This is a genomic window from Thiorhodococcus fuscus (assembly GCF_042682685.1).
Taxonomy (GTDB): domain Bacteria; phylum Pseudomonadota; class Gammaproteobacteria; order Chromatiales; family Chromatiaceae; genus Imhoffiella; species Imhoffiella fuscus.
Genome location: NZ_JBHUHX010000015.1, coordinates 1 through 17,424 on the forward strand (window position 1 = coordinate 1; position 17,424 = coordinate 17,424).

General features: G+C 63.7%; 20 protein-coding genes. 10 read left to right on the forward strand and 10 right to left on the reverse strand.

Features of this window, described 5'->3' with window-relative positions; genetic code table 11:
• Positions 1 to 304 precede the first annotated feature (304 nt).
• On the reverse strand, positions 305 to 781 hold the full coding sequence (locus ACFSJC_RS06570) for an Hsp20 family protein (protein ID WP_386024928.1): 477 nt from the start codon (positions 779 to 781) through the stop codon (positions 305 to 307).
• 304 nt (positions 782 to 1,085) lie between these two features.
• Between ACFSJC_RS06570 and ACFSJC_RS06575 the strand changes: the two genes are divergently transcribed.
• Complete coding sequence (locus ACFSJC_RS06575) at positions 1,086 to 1,961, forward strand: TauD/TfdA family dioxygenase (protein ID WP_386024930.1); 876 nt, start codon at positions 1,086 to 1,088, stop codon at positions 1,959 to 1,961.
• Positions 1,962 to 1,965: 4 nt separating this feature from the next.
• Here the strand turns inward: ACFSJC_RS06575 and hisC are convergent, their stop codons facing one another.
• The 9 genes from hisC to ACFSJC_RS06620 form a co-directional block, all read right to left on the reverse strand.
• Positions 1,966 to 3,042, reverse strand: coding sequence for a histidinol-phosphate transaminase (gene hisC, locus ACFSJC_RS06580; protein WP_386024933.1), 1,077 nt, complete (start codon positions 3,040 to 3,042; stop codon positions 1,966 to 1,968).
• Positions 3,039 to 4,361, reverse strand: a complete 1,323-nt coding sequence (gene hisD, locus ACFSJC_RS06585; protein ID WP_386024936.1) for a histidinol dehydrogenase — start codon at positions 4,359 to 4,361, stop codon at positions 3,039 to 3,041. Before hisD ends, hisC begins: the two co-directional genes overlap by 4 nt.
• A gap of 172 nt (positions 4,362 to 4,533) precedes the next feature.
• Entirely contained in the window at positions 4,534 to 5,178 is a 645-nt protein-coding gene (gene hisG, locus ACFSJC_RS06590; protein ID WP_386024939.1) for an ATP phosphoribosyltransferase, read from the reverse strand.
• Positions 5,179 to 5,185: 7 nt separating this feature from the next.
• Entirely contained in the window at positions 5,186 to 6,454 is a 1,269-nt protein-coding gene (murA, locus tag ACFSJC_RS06595) for a UDP-N-acetylglucosamine 1-carboxyvinyltransferase (RefSeq protein ID WP_386024942.1), read from the reverse strand.
• 74 nt (positions 6,455 to 6,528) lie between these two features.
• The gene (locus ACFSJC_RS06600; RefSeq protein ID WP_386024945.1) at positions 6,529 to 6,846 is read right to left on the reverse strand and encodes an STAS domain-containing protein; all 318 of its coding nucleotides are present in this window, start codon (positions 6,844 to 6,846) and stop codon (positions 6,529 to 6,531) included.
• Positions 6,843 to 7,463: an MlaC/ttg2D family ABC transporter substrate-binding protein gene (locus ACFSJC_RS06605; RefSeq protein ID WP_386024948.1), complete on the reverse strand. Its 621-nt coding sequence runs from the start codon at positions 7,461 to 7,463 to the stop codon at positions 6,843 to 6,845. Before ACFSJC_RS06605 ends, ACFSJC_RS06600 begins: the two co-directional genes overlap by 4 nt.
• Positions 7,463 to 7,930, reverse strand: a complete 468-nt coding sequence (mlaD, locus tag ACFSJC_RS06610) for an outer membrane lipid asymmetry maintenance protein MlaD (protein ID WP_386024951.1) — start codon at positions 7,928 to 7,930, stop codon at positions 7,463 to 7,465. The genes ACFSJC_RS06605 and mlaD overlap by 1 nt, the downstream gene beginning before the upstream one ends.
• A 5-nt stretch (positions 7,931 to 7,935) precedes the next feature.
• The gene (gene mlaE / locus ACFSJC_RS06615) at positions 7,936 to 8,718 is read right to left on the reverse strand and encodes a lipid asymmetry maintenance ABC transporter permease subunit MlaE (RefSeq protein ID WP_386024954.1); all 783 of its coding nucleotides are present in this window, start codon (positions 8,716 to 8,718) and stop codon (positions 7,936 to 7,938) included.
• A complete protein-coding gene (locus ACFSJC_RS06620) occupies positions 8,715 to 9,554 on the reverse strand; it encodes an ABC transporter ATP-binding protein (RefSeq protein ID WP_386024956.1) in 840 nt (279 codons plus the stop codon). Before ACFSJC_RS06620 ends, mlaE begins: the two co-directional genes overlap by 4 nt.
• Positions 9,555 to 9,899: 345 nt before the next feature.
• Between ACFSJC_RS06620 and ACFSJC_RS06625 the strand changes: the two genes are divergently transcribed.
• The 9 genes from ACFSJC_RS06625 (at position 9,900) to hprK (ending at position 17,381) form a co-directional block, all read left to right on the forward strand.
• Positions 9,900 to 10,919 carry a KpsF/GutQ family sugar-phosphate isomerase gene (locus ACFSJC_RS06625; protein WP_386024959.1) on the forward strand — a complete coding sequence of 340 codons (1,020 nt, stop codon included), beginning with the start codon at positions 9,900 to 9,902 and terminating at the stop codon, positions 10,917 to 10,919.
• Between the two features lie 68 nt (positions 10,920 to 10,987).
• Positions 10,988 to 11,509 (forward strand): 3-deoxy-manno-octulosonate-8-phosphatase KdsC, encoded by a 522-nt coding sequence (kdsC, locus tag ACFSJC_RS06630; RefSeq protein ID WP_386024961.1) that lies wholly within the window; start codon positions 10,988 to 10,990, stop codon positions 11,507 to 11,509.
• Positions 11,506 to 12,132, forward strand: coding sequence for an LPS export ABC transporter periplasmic protein LptC (lptC, locus tag ACFSJC_RS06635; RefSeq protein WP_386024964.1), 627 nt, complete (start codon positions 11,506 to 11,508; stop codon positions 12,130 to 12,132). Before kdsC ends, lptC begins: the two co-directional genes overlap by 4 nt.
• Entirely contained in the window at positions 12,129 to 12,650 is a 522-nt protein-coding gene (gene lptA, locus ACFSJC_RS06640) for a lipopolysaccharide transport periplasmic protein LptA (RefSeq protein WP_386024967.1), read from the forward strand. Before lptC ends, lptA begins: the two co-directional genes overlap by 4 nt.
• 24 nt (positions 12,651 to 12,674) lie before the next feature.
• A complete protein-coding gene (lptB, locus tag ACFSJC_RS06645; RefSeq protein WP_386024970.1) occupies positions 12,675 to 13,400 on the forward strand; it encodes an LPS export ABC transporter ATP-binding protein in 726 nt (241 codons plus the stop codon).
• A gap of 270 nt (positions 13,401 to 13,670) precedes the next feature.
• A complete protein-coding gene (locus ACFSJC_RS06650) occupies positions 13,671 to 15,158 on the forward strand; it encodes an RNA polymerase factor sigma-54 (RefSeq protein ID WP_386024973.1) in 1,488 nt (495 codons plus the stop codon).
• A gap of 30 nt (positions 15,159 to 15,188) precedes the next feature.
• Positions 15,189 to 15,512, forward strand: a complete 324-nt coding sequence (gene hpf / locus ACFSJC_RS06655) for a ribosome hibernation-promoting factor, HPF/YfiA family (RefSeq protein ID WP_386024976.1) — start codon at positions 15,189 to 15,191, stop codon at positions 15,510 to 15,512.
• Between the two features lie 434 nt (positions 15,513 to 15,946).
• Positions 15,947 to 16,396: a PTS sugar transporter subunit IIA gene (locus tag ACFSJC_RS06660; RefSeq protein WP_386024979.1), complete on the forward strand. Its 450-nt coding sequence runs from the start codon at positions 15,947 to 15,949 to the stop codon at positions 16,394 to 16,396.
• Between the two features lie 22 nt (positions 16,397 to 16,418).
• Positions 16,419 to 17,381 (forward strand): HPr(Ser) kinase/phosphatase, encoded by a 963-nt coding sequence (gene hprK / locus ACFSJC_RS06665; RefSeq protein WP_386024982.1) that lies wholly within the window; start codon positions 16,419 to 16,421, stop codon positions 17,379 to 17,381.
• Positions 17,382 to 17,424 lie beyond the last annotated feature (43 nt).

Sequence of the window (17,424 nt, forward strand, 5' to 3'; positions counted from 1 at the left end):
ATCGACCCGTATCCGGACTTTCAGTCCGTAGCTTCAACCCACCAGCTTTAGCTGGTGGTTGTTGAGTGGGTCTGGCGGCGGACACGAATCGACCGAACGCGCATCGAGCGCTCACGACCCAAAAGCCGATATTCGTGAAATACCGGCCCGCTGACATCCAGTCAGCGCACACGATACAAGGGGGATGCACCGTTCCGACGAGACGACCGCACCCTGACGAATCGCCAACGAAGAACGGCCGGGTACAAACCCGGCCGTTCTTCGTTGGCGATGGCCCTGCCATCGCCTGCACAGCGTCTCGATACTACGCAGCCTTGGCCGTTTCCTGGGCAGCCGGTTCATGGGTGATCGACGGCCCGCGATCCGTGCTGCGGATCTCGATGCGACGCGGCTTCATGGCCTCGGGGACCTCGCGTACCAGCTCGATGTTCAGCAGACCGTTCTCCAGACGGGCCTCGGCCACCCTGACGTAGTCGGCCAGCTGGAACTTGCGCTCGAAGCTGCGGTTGGCGATGCCGCGATAGAGGAAGTTGCCCTCCGCCTCGGCCGTCTTGCGCTGACCGGTCACGGTGAGCAGATTCTCCTTGGCCTCGATATCGAGCTCGGACTCGGTGAAGCCCGCCACGGCCAGCGTGATGCGGTAGCTGTTCTCGTCAATGACCTCGACGTTGTAGGGCGGATAGCCGCCCGGCTCGGTCCGGTAGGCGGTCTCGAGCGAATTGGCCAGACGATCGAAACCGATCATGGAGCGGAACAGGGGTGAAAAGTCGAGCGTTGTCATGGCATATCCTCCGATGAGCAATATGTGCCGCAAGGCAGTATGAACAATGGAATGGCGTTCTTGCGAACCACCGGTTTCGCAGCCCCCAAGCGGGCGACTGCTTACGTTATGTAAAGTAGAACCTCGTTAGCACTCTGTCAAGATGAGTGCTAACAACCGATTCCAATCTCAAGGAAACGCGACCAGAGCGTGCAACGGCGTCTTCTCGTATACCATCGACGACCGCAAGGGGCCGGCAACCGAGGAGACGAACCACGTTCCAGGCAGGACCCCGCACGACGAACCAGCTAGAGGACGCACGCCAATGCACGACTCCCCGTTCGACCTCGCCAATGATGCTGCCTACCGGCACTGGCACGACGAGAAACTGAGACAGGCCCCGACGGATCTTTCACGGCTGATCGTGGAGATCGGCGATCCTCGCGAACTCAGTGCCACGGAGCACCAAGCCATACTGGAACGCTGCCGCCTCGCCAACATGGCGATCTATGTCGGCAAGACGGGAGACGATCCGGCGAAATCCATCCCGCACGACCTGGGGGCCCGATTCGGACTCACTCGGCTGGATCACAACCCTGGGGCCGACGAGGACGCCATCACCTCGCTGACCGTGCAGACCGACCGCCAGCATCGCGACTTCATTCCCTACTCGAACCGTCCCATCTCCTGGCATACCGACGGCTATTACAACAGCCCGCACCGCCAGATCAGAGGCATGCTCCTGCATTGCGTCCACCCGGCGGAACAGGGCGGCGCAAATGCCCTGCTCGACCATGAGATCCTCTACATCCTGCTGCGCGACCAAAACCCCGATCATATCCGCGCCCTGATGCACCCGGAGTGCATGAGCATCCCGGCACATCATGTCGATGGAGAAGAGGCACGTCCGGAGCGCACCGGCCCCGTGTTCTCGGTGCAATCGGACGGGCGTCTGCATCTGCGTTATACCAACCGCGCACGCAATATCCGCTGGCGCGACGATCCTGAAACCGGCGAGGCCGTCACGGCATTGAGGGAACTGCTCGAACGGGAATCGCCCTGGCACTTCAGCGCGCGCCTGGAACCGGGCTGGGGCCTGATCTGCAACAACGTCCTGCACACCCGCACCGGATTCAGCGACGGGCCCAGCCAGCGCCTCATCTACCGGGCGCGTTATTACGACCGGATCAGCGGAACCTGAGCGCTCAGATCACCGCTTTCAGCGCCGCGACGAAGGCTGCATTCTCCTCCGGCGAGCCGACGGTCACGCGCAGACAATCGGCGAGCAGGGGATGCGCGCCGTCGAGTTTTTTGATGAGAATCTTGCGTTCCTTGAGGCCGTCGAAGACGGCGCCTACCTGTCCGGCCGGGGCGCGCATCAGGATGAAATTGGCCTCGCTCGGAAAGAGATGCAGGCCGTCGATCCCGCTCAGCGCCTCGAACAGATGCCCGCGCTCGACACGGATGGAGTGGGTCTGGGCATCGAAGAGCGGCTTGTGCTCAAGCGCGAAGGTAGCGGAGACCTGCGTGAGGACGTTGACGTTGTAGGGCAGACGCACCTTGTCGATCTCGGCCAGCCAGGGCCTGGGACCGACCAGATAACCGAGCCTTAGACCGGCCAGCCCCATTTTGGAGACGGTCCGCAGGACCAGCAGGTTCTCCCAGTCGCCGAGCAAGCCCAGGAAGCTGCAGTCGGTGAAGGGCGCATAGGCCTCGTCGACGATGACCAAACCGGGTGCCGCCTCGATGATGCAGACCATGTCGTCCGCGTCGAAACGGTTCCCGGTCGGGTTATTCGGATAGGCCAGATAGACCAGCGCCGGCTGTTCGCGCTCGATGGCCTCCAGCATCGCCGGCAGATCCAGCGAGAACGTCTCGGCCTGGAGCGGAACGCTGACATAGTCCATTCCGGCGAAGAGTCCGATCATGCGATACATGACGAACCCTGGATCGACCGACAGCACCTTGCGTCCGGGCTGGGCGACCGTCAGGGCCAGCATCTGGATCAGCTCGTCCGAACCGTTGCCGAGCAGCACCCCCATGTCGTCGGGAATCCCCATGGCCTCGCGCAGCGCATCCTGAAGCAGCTCGCATTGAGGATCCGGATAGCGGTTCAGCTCGACGCCGCGCAGCGCTTCGAGCCACTCGGAGACCAGGGATTCGGGCCAGCCATAGGGATTTTCCATGGCATCCAATTTGATCAGGCCAGCGGCCTCGGCGACATGATAGGCGTCCAGCGCGAGAATTTCGGGCCGAACGAGTGCATCGATCCGCGCCTTCAAGTCCCCTCCTCGCCTCGGTATTCGGCCGAACGGGCATGAGCGGTCAGCCCTTCGCCGCGCGCCAGCACGGAGGCGGTGCGTGAGAGCGTTGCCGAGCCGACGCGCGAGGCCATGATGAGGCTCGAACGCTTCTGGAAGTCATAGACCCCCAGAGGCGAAGAGAAGCGCGCGGTGCGGGAGGTCGGCAGCACGTGGTTGGGACCGGCGCAATAGTCGCCCAGCGCCTCGGCCGTATAGCGCCCCATGAAGATGGCGCCGGCGTGACGGATGCGACCGACGATCGCCTCGGGATTCTCGATCGACAGCTCCAGGTGCTCCGGGGCGATCTCGTTGGCGACGGCGATGGCGTCGTCCAGATCGCGGGCGAGGACGAGCGCGCCGCGCGCCTTCAGGGCAGCGTCGATGATTTCCTGGCGCTCCATGGTCGGCAGCAGCTTGTCGATGCTGGCGGCGACGCGATCGAGGAACTCGGCGTCCCAGCTCACCAGAATGGACTGGGCGTCCTCGTCGTGCTCGGCCTGGGAGAAGAGGTCCATGGCGATCCAGTCCGGGTCCGTCCCGCCGTCGCAGACGACCAGGATCTCGGAGGGACCGGCGACCATGTCGATGCCGACCTGGCCGAAGACGGCGCGCTTGGCGGTCGCGACATAGATGTTTCCGGGACCCACGATCTTGTCCACACCCGGAATCGTCTCGGTGCCGTAGGCGAGCGCGGCAACGGCCTGCGCCCCCCCGACCGCGAAGGCGCGATCGACGCCAGCGACGTGCGCCGCAGCGAGGACCAGCTCGTTGAGTTCGCCGTCGGGAGTGGGCACCACCATGATGAGTTCGGAGACGCCGGCAACCTTGGCCGGAACGGCGTTCATCAGCACCGACGAGGGATAGGCAGCCTTGCCGCCCGGCACATAGAGCCCGGCGCGATCGAGCGGCGTGATCTGCTGACCCAGCAGCGTCCCGTCATCCTCGCGATAGCTCCACCCGGTCATTTTCTGATGCTCGGCATAGGCGCGAATGCGCTCGGCGGCCGTCTCCAACGCCTGGCGCTGTTCGGCCGGGATGGAGGCCCAGGCCCGAGCCAGACGCGAGCGCGGAAGCTCCAGATCGGCCGCAGAGGCCGGCGTCCAGCGGTCGAAACGGGTGGTGTAGTCCAGCAGCGCGGCATCGCCGCGCGCACGGACTTCGCGGATGATCTCGGCGACGGTGCCTTGTACCCGATCGTCGGAGACCGAATCCCAGGCCAGCAAGGCCGCGAGTCGGGATTGGAAATCGGCGTCCTGGGTGGAGAGACGTTTGATATCGGTCACGGTTGTCTCACTCATGTTTGATTGGTAGCTGCCGGCTTCCTGCCACCAGCCACCAGCGGATGTATGTCTTTATGGACGACCCCTTTCCTCATCCAGCCAAGCATCGGTCAAGGGATCGAGATTGGAAAGCGGCTCCAACCAAGCTGGCAGCTGGAGGCTGGCCGCTGGAAGCTGGCCGCTCTCTCAATCACTCGCCGTCGACGGACTCGCGCAGCGACGTCAGCAAGGCGCTCACCGCCTCGTGCTTCATCTTCCAGGATGCCTTGTTCACCACCAGTCGCGAGCTGATGTCGGCGATGTGCTCCAGCGGCACCAGGCCGTTGGCCTTGAGCGTGTTGCCGCTCTCGACCAGATCGACGATCAGGTCGGCCAATCCGACCAGGGGGGCCAGTTCCATGGAGCCGTAGAGCTTGATGATCTCGACCTGCTGTCCCTTGGCGGCGAAATAGCGCTCGGCGCTATGCACGTATTTGGTGGCGATACGCAGTCGGCGGGAGGTCGGAGGCTGGGTATCCGGCAATCCAGCCACCATCAAACGGCAGCGCGCGATCTTGAGATCCAGCGGCTCGTAAAGCCCCTCGCCACCGTGCTCCAGCAGAACGTCCTTGCCCGCCACCCCGAGGTCGGCTGCGCCGTATTGGACATAGGTCGGCACATCGCTGGCGCGGATGATGACGAACTTCACCTTGGGATTGCTGGTTTCCAGAATCAGCTTGCGGCTGGTTTCGGGATCGTCCAGCGGCTCGATCCCTGCATTCGCCAGCAGCGGCAGGGTCTGCTCGAAAATCCGCCCCTTCGACAAGGCAATGGTGAGAGAGGCATTCAAATTCATGGTGCGATCATCCTCTGGCCCCGGCGATGCGCTGGATGCTCGCACCCAACCCCAGGAGCTTGTCTTCGATGTTCTCATAGCCGCGATCCAGGTGATAGATGCGGTCGATCAGGGTCTCGCCCTCGGCCACCAGCCCCGCCAAAACCAGGCTCGCCGAGGCGCGCAGGTCGGTCGCCATCACCGGCGCTGCGGTCAAACGCTCGACACCATGACAGATGGCGATGTTGCCCTCGACACGGATGTCGGCGCCCATGCGCTGCAGTTCCGGAACATGCATGTAGCGGTTTTCGAAGATGGTCTCGGCGATCGAGCCGACACCCTCGGCGATGCTGTTGAGCGCGCAGAACTGCGCCTGCATGTCGGTCGGGAAGGCCGGATGCGGCGCCGTGTGGATGTCGACAGCTTGCGGACGTCGGCCGTGCATGTCCAGCTCGATCCAATCCTCGCCAACACGCACCTCGGCCCCCGCCTCGCGCAGCTTATGCAGCACGGCGTCGAGACAGTCGGGGCGCGTCTCGGTGACGCGCACGCAGCCGCCGGTCATCGCCGCCGCAACCAGGAAGGTCCCGGTCTCGATGCGATCGGGCATGACCCGATAGCGCGCCCCGGACAGCCGCTCCACGCCCTGGATCTGAATCCGATCGGTGCCGGCGCCTTCGATCCGCGCACCCATGGCATTCAGAAAATCGGCCAGATCCGCGACCTCGGGCTCGCGGGCCGCATTCTCGATCAGGGTCTCGCCCTCGGCGAGGGCGGCGGCCATCATGAGATTTTCGGTCCCGGTCACCGACACCATATCCATGACCAAGTGCGCACCGCGCAGACGCCCGGCGCGCGCGCGGATATAGCCGCCCTCGACGGTGACGTCCGCCCCCATGGCGCGCAGACCCTCGATATGCAGATTCACCGGACGCGCCCCGATGGCACAGCCCCCGGGAAGCGAGACGTCGGCCCGGCCATAACGCGCCACCAGGGGGCCGAGCACCAAAATCGAGGCCCGCATGGTCTTCACCAGCTCGTAGGGCGCAACGAAGCTGGCGAGGGTGCGCGGCTCGACCTGCACCACCCCCTCGCCTTGCGGCGTCAGGCATGCACCCATCCGGCCCAGCAGGTCGAAGGTCGTCGAGATATCCCGCAACTGCGGGACGTTGTCGAGCGTCACCGGCTCATCGGCGAGCAAGGTCGCCGCCAGAATGGGCAGCGCGGCGTTCTTGGCGCCGGAGGCCCGCACCTGACCATTCAGGGGGGCACCACCGGTGATGAGGAGCTTATCCATGGTTTTCGTTGAATCGAGAACAGAGTGGGATCGAGAGAAACGGCAGGGGATAAACGGGATCGAGCGCGCGCCGATCAGGCGGCAACCGGCAACACATCCTGCAGATTCGAGAAGGCCGCGATCCGCAGCAGCGAATCGGGGACGTTGGCGTAGGATAGATGAATGCCACGGGCACGCGCCATGTCCGACCACTCCAGCAGCAGGGCCAGCCCGGCGCTGTTGGCCGACTCGACCTCGGCGAGATCCAGGATCAGCGCGCCGCCCTGAGCCGGCCCGGAGTCCTTGAACAGCCGTTCGCCCGCCGTGGCCAGACGGGACACGGTCGTGAAATCCATGGCCCCCGTCAAACGCCACCGGCCGGATTCGATCGGTGTCAAACGCGTCTCGGTCACTCCTGCCCTTTCCTGTTCATGTCGCCCAGCTTGGCGATCAGACCATCGATACCGTTCTGACGGATCTCGTTGGCGAAGCTGTTGCGATAGTTGCCGACCAGGCTGGCGTTGTTGATGACGACGTCGTACACCTTCCAGCCGCTGCCGTTGTCGAACATGCGGTAGTCGACCGGAATCGGCGCAGCGCCCGCCTCGCGCACCTCGGTCGGCACCGTGACCATATTCGGACGACTTCCCGGCTTGGCCGGAAGATAGCGGATCTCCTGACCGGAATAGCTGAGCAGCGAGCGGGCATAGGTGCGAACCAGCACCTGCTTGAAACCGTCGACCAGCTGGCGCTGCTGAGCGGCCGTCGCCTGACGCCAGTATTGGCCAACGGCCCCCTGGGTGATGCGCTCGAAATCGAAGTGCGGCGCCGCGATGCTCTCGATCATCCCGTAGATCAGGGACGGATTGCGCTCCACTTCGCTCCGGCGAGCCTCTAGGGTTGCCAGCATGCGGTCGGCGGTCCGCTTCACCAGCGCGGAGGCGTCCTCCTGGGACGCGAAGAGGCTGCCACTCCACACCAGCGGAATGAGGACCAGCAATAAGAGGAAGACATGACGTTTTTGAAGCATTAGCCGCTTTCACCCGCTTTCTTGAAGAGAAACTGCCCAATCATCTGTTCGAGGAGCAGTGCCGATTGCGTATTGGCGATCTCGTCGCCATCGCGCAGGAATTCCGGACTTCCGCCAGGCTCCAGTCCGATGTACTGCTCTCCCAGCAAGCCGGCGGTAAAGATATTGGCGAAGGTATCGTCGGGAATCGAGTCGATATCCGCGTCGATACGCATCGTCACCAGGGCCTCGTAGCGCGTCATATCGAACCCGATCGACTCGACCCGACCGATACGCACGCCCGCCATCGTCACGGGGGAGCGAACCTTGAGGCTGCCGATGTTCGAGAAACGTGCCGTCAAATGGTAGCCGTCCCCGCTCGACGCCTGGCTGAGATTGCTGACCTGCATGGCCAGAAAAAAGAGCGCGACGACGCCCAGTACCACGAAGGCGCCGACCATGACCTCGATCGTATGCCGCTTGCCCATTGTCATCAGCCTCCAAACATCAACGCCGTCAGGACGAAATCGAGCCCCAGCACCAGGAGCGCGGAATGCACCACGGAGCGCGTGGTCGAGCGACTCACACCCTCAGAAGTCGGAACGGTATCGTACCCCTGAAAGAGCGCGACCCAAGTGATGGCGACACCGAACACGAGACTCTTGATGACGCCATTGACGATGTCCTCCTGAAAATCGACCTTGGCCTGCATCTGATTCCAGTAGGCACCGTCGTCGACACCAAGCAGCCCCACACCGACGAAATAGCCGCCAAGCACGCCGACCGCACTGAAGATCGCCGCCAGCAACGGCATGGCGACCACGCCACCGTAGAAACGCGGCACCAGGATGCGCCGAATCGGATCCACCGCCATCATTTCGAGCCCTGAAAGCTGCTCGGTCGCCTTCATCAGGCCGATTTCGGCGGTCAGCGCCGAGCCGGCGCGACCGGCCACGAGCAGGGCGGCGACCACGGGGCCGAGCTCACGCACCAGCGAGGCGGCGACCATAATACCAAGGCTCTCGGCCGCGCCGAACTGCACCAGCACATAATAGCCCTGCAGCCCCAGCACCATCCCGACAAAGAGCCCGGAGACACCGACGATGAGCAGCGAGAGGACGCCGACATTGTAGATCTGCTCGAACAGCAGGCGCGTATGGCGCAGAACCTCGCCGCTGCCGGCCAGGATCGAGAGCAACAGCAGATGTGCCCGCCCCAAGCGTTGGAGCGCACCCAATACGCCACGACCGAGCACGGCGACGGCCTCGAATCTCATCGTTTTCTCCCCTGGGCACGCAGATCTTCGGCCAGCGGCGGTGCCGGGTAATGGAAGTGAACCGGCCCGTCGGGCAGACCATCCATGAACTGGCGCACCCACTCGGACGAATCCTGGGCGATCTCCTTCGGCGTTCCCTGGGCGACGACCCGCCCCTGCGAAATGAGATAGAGAAAATCGGCGATACCGGACGTCTCGCGCACGTCGTGCGACACCAGGATGCTGGTCATGCCAGAGGCATCGTTGAGCTGACGGATCAGCGTCACCAGCATCCCCATCGAGATCGGATCCTGGCCGGTGAAGGGCTCGTCATAGAGGATCATCATGGGATCGAGCGCGATCGCACGCGCCAAGGCGACGCGGCGCGCCATACCGCCGGAAAGCTCGCTCGGCATCAGATCGCGCGCGCCGCGCAGGCCGACCGCCTCAAGCTTCAGCAGAACCAGCTTGCGCAGCATCGAGGGACGCAGATCGGTGTGCTCGCGCAGCGGATAGGCGACGTTCTCGAAGACGCTGAGATCCGTGAGCAGCGCGCCGCTTTGAAACAGCATCCCCATGCGTCGGCGCAACCGGTAGAGCCCAGCCTTGTCCAGCCGCAGCACGTCCTCGCCATCGACCTCGATAGTGCCTGCGTCGGGATGCAGCTGTCCGGTGATCAGCTTGAGCAGCGTCGTCTTGCCTGTACCGCTTGGCCCCATGACGGCGGTCACGGAACCTCGGCGGATATCGAGATCGAGGTCCTCGAAAATGACGCGGGATCCGCGACTGAACCGGAGCCCGCGAATCTTCACCAAGAGGTCTTGGTCGGCCAGATCGCGATCGGTTTCACCGGACATGACCATCCCCCGCCGCCATCGAAATCGGCATCGATTCATGGATGAGCGCATACAATGCCCCGGCGCGGCCTGCCGCGCACCGAGTCACCGACACCGCCCCCGAGCCTCGCCTATGCATGATGATGGATCCGCGCAAGACGCGTCATTGACGAAAAACAGGTGATTCTCGCGACCGAACCCATGGGCGTCAAGGCGAACCGTGCGGCCCGAATGCCCCGGAACAGCGCTTCACTCGACGCAAATACCGGGACCCGGAGGACATCCGAGTCGCCCATGGTGTATTTTTGTGCACCACCCGAGCCCCATGACGATGAATTAGGCGCTAAACCCAGGACCCCGGCACGCATGACAGAACGCAGACAACTCGGCGCACGCGAGGCCGCGCTGGCCGACGGCCAGGCGGAAAAGATCCTCGAACTCGGCCGCGCCGTGATCGACATCGAGGCCGCCTCGGTCGCCGCCCTGGGCGCACGCATCGATTCGGCCTTTCTCAGCGCCTGCCGCTACATGCTTGCGTGCGAGGGACGCATCGTGGTGCTCGGCATGGGCAAGTCGGGGCACATCGGCGGAAAGATCGCCGCGACCCTCGCCAGCACCGGCAGTCCGGCCTTCTTCGTCCATCCCGGCGAGGCGAGCCACGGCGATCTGGGCATGATCACGCCACGCGACGTGGTTCTCGCCATCTCCAACTCGGGCGAGACGAACGAGCTTCTGGTCATCCTGCCGATCATCAAGCGACTCGCCGTCCCCCTGATCTCCATGACCGGCCGACGCGGCTCGACCCTGGCGCGCGAGGCCGATGTCTGCCTCGACATCAGCGTCGCCAGCGAGGCCTGTCCGCTGGGCCTGGCCCCTACATCGAGCACCACGGCCGCGCTGGCCATGGGCGACGCACTGGCGATCGCTCTGCTCGAAAGCCGAGGCTTCACCGCCGAGGACTTCGCACGCTCGCATCCGGCCGGAACGCTCGGACGACGACTGCTGCTGCACGTCCGCGACGTCATGCACCACGGCGAACGCCTGCCGACGGTTGCCCTGGGCACCAGCCTCATGGCCACGCTGGAGGAGATGTCGCGCGGCGGACTGGGGATGAGCGCGATCCTGGCCGCCGACGGCACACTCGCCGGAATCTTCACCGACGGCGACCTGCGCCGCGCACTCGATCGCGGGATCGACGTCCACCAGACACGCATCGATTCGGTCATGACGCGCGACTGCGTCACGCTGTCGCAGGACGCGCTCGCCGTGGAGGCCGTGCGACTGATGGAATCCATGTCCATCAATGGCCTGCTGGTGCTCGACGCCCAGCGCAGACCGATCGGGGCACTCAACATGCACGACCTGCTCCGAGCGGGCGTGGTGTGACGCCGACAGGCGTCGCGCCGGACACCCAGGACACCACAACGATCCACAGCCAACGAGGTCAGCCAGCCATGCAGGACATTCGAGAACGCGCATCCCGGATCCGACTGGTCATTTTCGATGTCGACGGCGTGCTGACGGACGGGAGTCTCTATCTCGGCGACGACGGGCTCGAGTACAAGGCGTTCAATTCGCGCGACGGACACGGCATGGTCATGCTCCAGCAGAGCGGCGTGCGGCTGGCCGTCATCACCGGACGCACCTCCAATGTGGTGCAGATGCGCATGGAGAGTCTCGGCGTCTCCGACGTCTTCCAGGGCTACCGCGAAAAGCTTCCTGCCTACGAGGAACTCAAGCAACGCCTTGAGCTGCCAGACGAAACGATCGCCTATGTCGGCGACGACGTGGTGGACCTGCCCGTGATGCGCCGCGTCGGGCTCGCCGTGGCCGTCGCGGACGCCCAACCGCAGGTCCGCGACCTGGCGCACTGGTGCACTGTCGCGCCCGGCGGACGCGGCGCGGCGCGCGAAGTGTGCGAAATGATCATGGATGCTCAGGGCACCTTCGAGCAGATGATGTCGCGCTATCGATGAGCGCCTATTTCGGCTATTTCGATCGCCCCTTCTGGAGCGGACGGCAACTGATGCTCGCGATCCTGTTCGCGATCGTCGGGGCCATCGCCTGGTGGCAGCTCAAGACACCGGACGGGGATGTCGGCGCGCACCGGACGCGCCCCCGACTGCCGGACTATGTCGTCGATCGATTCTCGGCGGTCGAGACCAACGACAGCGGGCGGCCGATCCGTCATCTGAAGGCGACCGAGCTGCGGCACTACGCCACGGACAATATCTCCGAACTGGACCAGCCGCGCCTGGAGCTGTACCAGACCAAGGGACCACCCTGGAACGCCAAGGCCGACCGAGGCACCATCTACGCGGACGGCGATCAGATCCGCCTGGAGGGCAACGTCGAGCTGGACCGAGCGAGCGACGATGAAAGCCGCCCGGCGCATTTCGAGACCGAACGTCTGGATATCTGGCGCGAGCAAGGATTGGCCGAAACCGATCTCGAAGTACGGGTCGACAGCGATGGCGACGCACTGACCGCGAACGGAATGCGCCTCTGGTATAACGAACCGACCCGCACCACCTTCCATGGACGCGCGCGCATCCGGCTCGCGCCCGAGTCCGATCCCGAGCAGGATCCGCACCCATGACGACCCTCAAAGCCGACCAGACCCGCGCACCCAGGCCCATCGCACACCTATTCCTGGCCGCACTCGCCGTCATGAGCGCCGGACAGGCCTGGGCGCTGAAGGATGACGCCAAACAGCCGATTCTGATCGAGGCCGACGACGTCGAGGTCCGCGAAAGCGACAACACCAGCGTCTATGTCGGCAACGTCCAGGTCGACCAGGGCAGCATGCAGCTCCTGGCCGACCATGTGACCGTCTACCATCGCGAGGACCGCCAACCCAAGTTCATCATCGCGCTGGGCAAGCCGGCACGCTACAAACAGCGTCTCGACGGCGACCAGAGCGAGGTGCACGCATTCGCCAAACGGATCGAATACAACGCCGACAAGGACGAGCTCGTCCTGATCGGCGATGGCGTGCTGATCCAGGGAGAGGACCGACTGACCAGCGAGCGCATCATCTACGATCGCGCCCACGCCCAATTCCGCGCTGGAGGCTCGGGACGGGTCAAGATCACCATCACCCCCGAAAAGCAATAAGGCACCTGCGATGAGGAGGCCCGTTTGACCGCACTGCGCGCCGAACACCTGAAGAAACACTACCGTCGGCGGCAGGTGCTGCAAGACGTCTCGGTCGAGGTCGAACCAGGAGAGGTCGTCGGCCTGCTGGGACCCAACGGTGCCGGCAAGACGACCTGCTTTTACCTGATCGTCGGGCTCATCACGGCCGACCAGGGCCGGATCTCGCTGAACGACCGCGACATCACCCGCATGCCGATGCATGCGCGCGCACGCGCCGGACTCAGCTATCTGGCGCAAGAGCCCTCGGTCTTCCGCAAACTATCGGCACGCGAGAACATCCTGGCCATCCTGGAGACCCGACGCGATCTCAAGCGCGCCGAGCGCGAGGAGCGCTGCGAGCGACTGCTCGAAGAGCTGGGCATCGCGCATGTCGGCGATTCGCTCGCCCTGAGCCTTTCGGGCGGAGAACGGAGACGGCTCGAAATCGCCCGCGCGCTCGCGGTGGATCCGGTCGTCATGCTGCTCGACGAACCCTTTGCGGGCGTCGACCCCATCGCCGTGGGCGACATCAAGGCCATCGTCTCCCATCTGCGGGACCGGCGCATCGGCGTCCTCATCACGGACCACAATGTCCGCGAGACACTCGATATCTGCGATCGAGGCTACATCATCAGTAATGGAAACGTAATCGCCTCGGGCCAGCCGCGCGAGTTGCTCGCCAACCAGCAGGTTCGAGACGTCTATCTCGGCGCCGACTTCTCGATGTGAACGGCGACCTCACGAAGCATCCATGAGCCGACATATAGCCACCAGCCTCACGCCGTCAGCCGCCAGCGCCGGTCCATCATGGACTGGATGGCGTTCTGCACCGCCCGCCCCATATCTGGCGAGTGAAAGACAGAAATGTCTTACAAAACAAAGCCGCAAACCAACCTCCGGCGACTGGCGGCTCTTTTCGCCGAAATGGGCTAGAATGGCAACAGGCACTCTTATTGCTTTAGACCTCAAGCGGTTCACCTCAAGGCGCGTACGCGATCGATGAAGCAATCCATCCAGCTTCGCCTCAGCCAACACCTCACCATGACGCCCCAGTTGCAGCAGGCGATCAAGCTGCTGCAACTCTCGACGCTCGAGCTCCAGAAGGAGATCCAAGAGGCACTCGAAACCAATCTCATGCTCGAAGAGGGCGATGAGAACGAACGTTTCGCGGCCAGTGAGCAGAGCGACGTGCGGCTCGACCAGAGCCAGGTCGAGGCGGAACCCCAGCGCGGCGAGCAGGACTTGGCCGTGGATCGCGAGATCCGCGCCGAGTCGAACGAGATGCCGGACGATCTGCCGGTCGACACCCAGTGGACCGACGTCTTCGACAGCTATCTGCCGCCGACCTCGCACGGCAGCGACGACAGCTCCGATTTCGATCCGTTCGCCCAGCAGAGCCGCCCACAAAGCCTGCAGGATCATCTCGCCTGGCAGCTGAATCTGAGCCGTCTGAACGAGCGCGACTTCATGATCGCTCAGACGGTCATCGACTCGATCGATCAGGCCGGCTATCTGCGCGCGGACGTCGATGAGCTGCTCGCCGCCATCGACAACCCGGATATCAGCGTCGAGGAGGTCGAGACGCTGATCCACCGCGTCCAATCGCTCGACCCGCCAGGCATCGGCGCACGCAGCATCCAGGAATGCCTGATCATCCAGCTGCGTCAGTTGCCCGACCAGGTTCCTGCACGCAACCTGGCCCTTCGGGTCTGCGCTGAGGGTTTCGAGCATTTGCCCAGAAGGGACCTCGGCGCGCTCGCCCGCCTGCTGAAGGAACCGGAGGAGCGCATCGCGGAGGCGGTCGCGCTCATCCGCCAACTCAATCCGAAGCCGGGGACCTTGATCGAAGAGGCGCCGCCGGAGTACGTTGTCCCCGACATCTTCGTCCGTAAAGGGGAGGGTCGCTGGCACGTCGAACTCAATCCGGAGTCGACGCCGAAACTGAGAGTGAACGCGGATTACGCGCGACTGATCAGGCGCTCGGATCAAAGCGCGGACAGCACCACGCTCAAGAGCCATCTGCAGGAGGCACGATGGTTCATCAAGAGCCTGGCCAGCCGCAACGACACGGTTCTGCGCGTGGGATCCAAGATCGTGGAGATGCAACAGGACTTCTTCGAACTCGGCGACGAGGGCATGCGCCCGATGGTTCTGCGCGACATCGCCGAGGCGCTCGAACTGCACGAATCCACCGTATCCCGGGTCACCACCCAGAAGTACATGCATACACCGCGAGGCACATTCGAGTTCAAGTATTTCTTTTCATCGCACGTCAACACCGCTTCTGGCGGCGAGTGTTCATCCACGGCGATCCGCGCCCTGATTCGCAAGCTGATCTCGGGGGAATCCGCCAGAAAGCCCTTGAGCGACAGCAAAATCGCACAGGAACTCGCTGATCAGGGCATCAAGGTCGCACGCCGAACAGTCGCCAAATATCGCGAGGCAATGGGTATCCCACCCTCGAACGAGCGCAAACGCCTAGCATGAGCAGGCTGTTTGAACCTAAGGAGTCAAATGATGCAGATTAACCTGACGGGTCACCACATCGACGTAACCGAAGCGCTGAAGGGTTATGTCGACAGCAAATTCGAACGTCTCGAACGACACTTCGACCACGTCATCAACGCCCACGTCGTCCTCAGCGTTGAAAAGCTCACCCAAAAGGCGGAGGCGACGCTCCATATCAATGGAGGCAAGGTATTTGCCGACTCCGCCCATGAAGACATGTACGCAGCCATCGACGGGCTCATCGACAAGCTCGATCGACAAGTGATCCGCTACAAGGAGAAGAAGAACAGCCACCGACCTGGTGCACCGATCGCCGCCGCCGAGGAGGAATGAGGCGATGGCCGGAAACGTTCATACCGAATGACGCCGAATGGGCGTTCGTCCTCTAAGAGGGCCGGCGGGAGCATGGCCAAGCGCCGCCCCGCCCTCGCCCGACACCGAAGACGGACGTCACGCCAGGTCGTCGCATGAACGTTGACCGAAAGCGCCTAAGATCCCGATACGCATCGATCTGACCGCTGCGCCGACTCGCTGAGGCGCGCGACACCTCGAACGGACACAAGGAAGGCCGTTCGAGGTGTTTTTCATTGAGACGATGGCGACTGAGCACATATGATGCACCCGTCATCCCATGCACCCGTCATCGGGCCGATTTCGAGGAAACCACGACTCATGACCAGAATCACTTGTCCGCGATGCCTCTGGCAACCATCGCCAAGCGACATGATCGCCGTGAAACGCGCCGGTGCCTGACAGGAGTTGACCCCATGTTCAGCCCCGATCTGATCAGCGAATCCCGCATCGGATGCGGCCTTGAGATCTCCAGCAAGAAGCGTCTGCTCGAAACACTGGCCGAACTCCTGGCGACCGATCACCCGCGACTACAGACCGAAACCGTCTTCGAGCGCCTGCTCGAACGCGAGCGTCTCGGCAGTACCGGGCTCGGTCACGGGATCGCGCTGCCTCACGCGCGCCTGAAGGAGGTATCCGACGTCATCGGCGCCTTCGTCCAGATCAAGCAAGGGATCGATTACGATGCCGCAGACGGCGAGTCCGTCGACCTGGCCTTCGCCCTGCTCGTCCCGGAGGCGGCGAACGAGGAGCATCTCCACCTGCTCGCCCATCTGGCCAGCCTCTTCAGCGACCCCGAGATCCGAGCGCAACTGCGCGAAGCCGACTCCGCTGCCCGACTCCTGAGCGTCCTGAACGCACGATAGACCGCCCGGCGAGACGCCAGCAATGATCGACAGCCTGCAATTCCTGATCGCTCAGACGGCGCCGCAACTCAAGCTCGGTTGGCTCACACCCGAGCCCAAGGAGCCACGCCCGCTGCGCGGCGAAACACCTGCGCACGGGAGCCAGTCTCTGATCGGATCGCTCAACTGCATCCACCCCAACCGACTGCAGGTGATCGGCCACCCCGAGCAGATCTATCTGACCGAACTGGGAAGCACCGCCTTTACCGAAACCATCGAAAAGCTCTTCGCCGACCGTCCCGCAGCGGTGATCTTCTCCGATGACATCGAGCCGGATGCCGCCCTGCGAGAGGTCGCCGAGCGCACCCAGACCCCGCTTCTCAGCTCGTCGCTCGGGGATCAGGATCTGATCAACCATCTACGCTATTTCCTGACCCACGCCTTGGCCGAACGCGAGACCGTTCACGGCGTCTTCATCGAGGTGCTGGGCATGGGCGTGCTGCTGGTGGGCAATCCAGCGGTGGGCAAGAGCGAACTGGCGCTGGAGCTCATCACGCGCGGTCACCGCATCATCGCCGACGACGCGCCCCGGTTCGCCCGCATCGCGCCCGAGGTACTGGAAGGGACCTGCCCGGAGACACTCCGAGACTTCCTTGAGGTCCGAGGACTCGGCATTCTCAACATCCGGGCCATGTTCGGCGAGGGCGCGGTGCTGCGCGACAAAACGCTCAACCTCATCATCGACCTGCAGCCGCTGGACCACCAGCAGCTCGAATGCATCGATCGGCTCAGCGGAAGCCTCACGGCCATGAACATCCTGGGCGTCGCCGTCCCCAAGATCCTGATGCCGGTCGCCCCCGGCCGCAATCTGGCCATCCTGGTCGAAGCGGCGGTGCGCCACCAGATCCTACGGATCCGGGGCTATGACGCCGGAGTGGATTTCATCGACCGCCAGGCCAGAGCGATCAGCATCGACCGACCCGATCCACCGACACTCCGACGCTGAGTTCGCTGGACAGCGACGCCTCATATTCGATGTCTCACATCAA

Bases quoted from the DNA above. Each gene is read 5' to 3' on its own strand.
- ACFSJC_RS06570 (WP_386024928.1), bottom strand. From the start codon at position 781: ATGACAACGCTCGACTTTTCACCCCTGTTCCGCTCCATGATCGGTTTC.
- ACFSJC_RS06625 (WP_386024959.1), top strand. From the start codon at position 9,900: ATGACAGAACGCAGACAACTCGGCGCACGCGAGGCCGCGCTGGCCGAC.
- mlaD (WP_386024951.1), bottom strand. From the start codon at position 7,930: ATGGGCAAGCGGCATACGATCGAGGTCATGGTCGGCGCCTTCGTGGTA.
- hisG (WP_386024939.1), bottom strand. From the start codon at position 5,178: ATGAATTTGAATGCCTCTCTCACCATTGCCTTGTCGAAGGGGCGGATT.
- murA (WP_386024942.1), bottom strand. From the start codon at position 6,454: ATGGATAAGCTCCTCATCACCGGTGGTGCCCCCCTGAATGGTCAGGTG.
- hprK (WP_386024982.1), top strand. From the start codon at position 16,419: ATGATCGACAGCCTGCAATTCCTGATCGCTCAGACGGCGCCGCAACTC.
- ACFSJC_RS06620 (WP_386024956.1), bottom strand. From the start codon at position 9,554: ATGTCCGGTGAAACCGATCGCGATCTGGCCGACCAAGACCTCTTGGTG.
- ACFSJC_RS06575 (WP_386024930.1), top strand. From the start codon at position 1,086: ATGCACGACTCCCCGTTCGACCTCGCCAATGATGCTGCCTACCGGCAC.
- ACFSJC_RS06605 (WP_386024948.1), bottom strand. From the start codon at position 7,463: ATGCTTCAAAAACGTCATGTCTTCCTCTTATTGCTGGTCCTCATTCCG.
- lptA (WP_386024967.1), top strand. From the start codon at position 12,129: ATGACGACCCTCAAAGCCGACCAGACCCGCGCACCCAGGCCCATCGCA.
- ACFSJC_RS06660 (WP_386024979.1), top strand. From the start codon at position 15,947: ATGTTCAGCCCCGATCTGATCAGCGAATCCCGCATCGGATGCGGCCTT.
- lptC (WP_386024964.1), top strand. From the start codon at position 11,506: ATGAGCGCCTATTTCGGCTATTTCGATCGCCCCTTCTGGAGCGGACGG.
- ACFSJC_RS06650 (WP_386024973.1), top strand. From the start codon at position 13,671: ATGAAGCAATCCATCCAGCTTCGCCTCAGCCAACACCTCACCATGACG.
- mlaE (WP_386024954.1), bottom strand. From the start codon at position 8,718: ATGAGATTCGAGGCCGTCGCCGTGCTCGGTCGTGGCGTATTGGGTGCG.
- kdsC (WP_386024961.1), top strand. From the start codon at position 10,988: ATGCAGGACATTCGAGAACGCGCATCCCGGATCCGACTGGTCATTTTC.
- hisD (WP_386024936.1), bottom strand. From the start codon at position 4,361: ATGAGTGAGACAACCGTGACCGATATCAAACGTCTCTCCACCCAGGAC.
- hpf (WP_386024976.1), top strand. From the start codon at position 15,189: ATGCAGATTAACCTGACGGGTCACCACATCGACGTAACCGAAGCGCTG.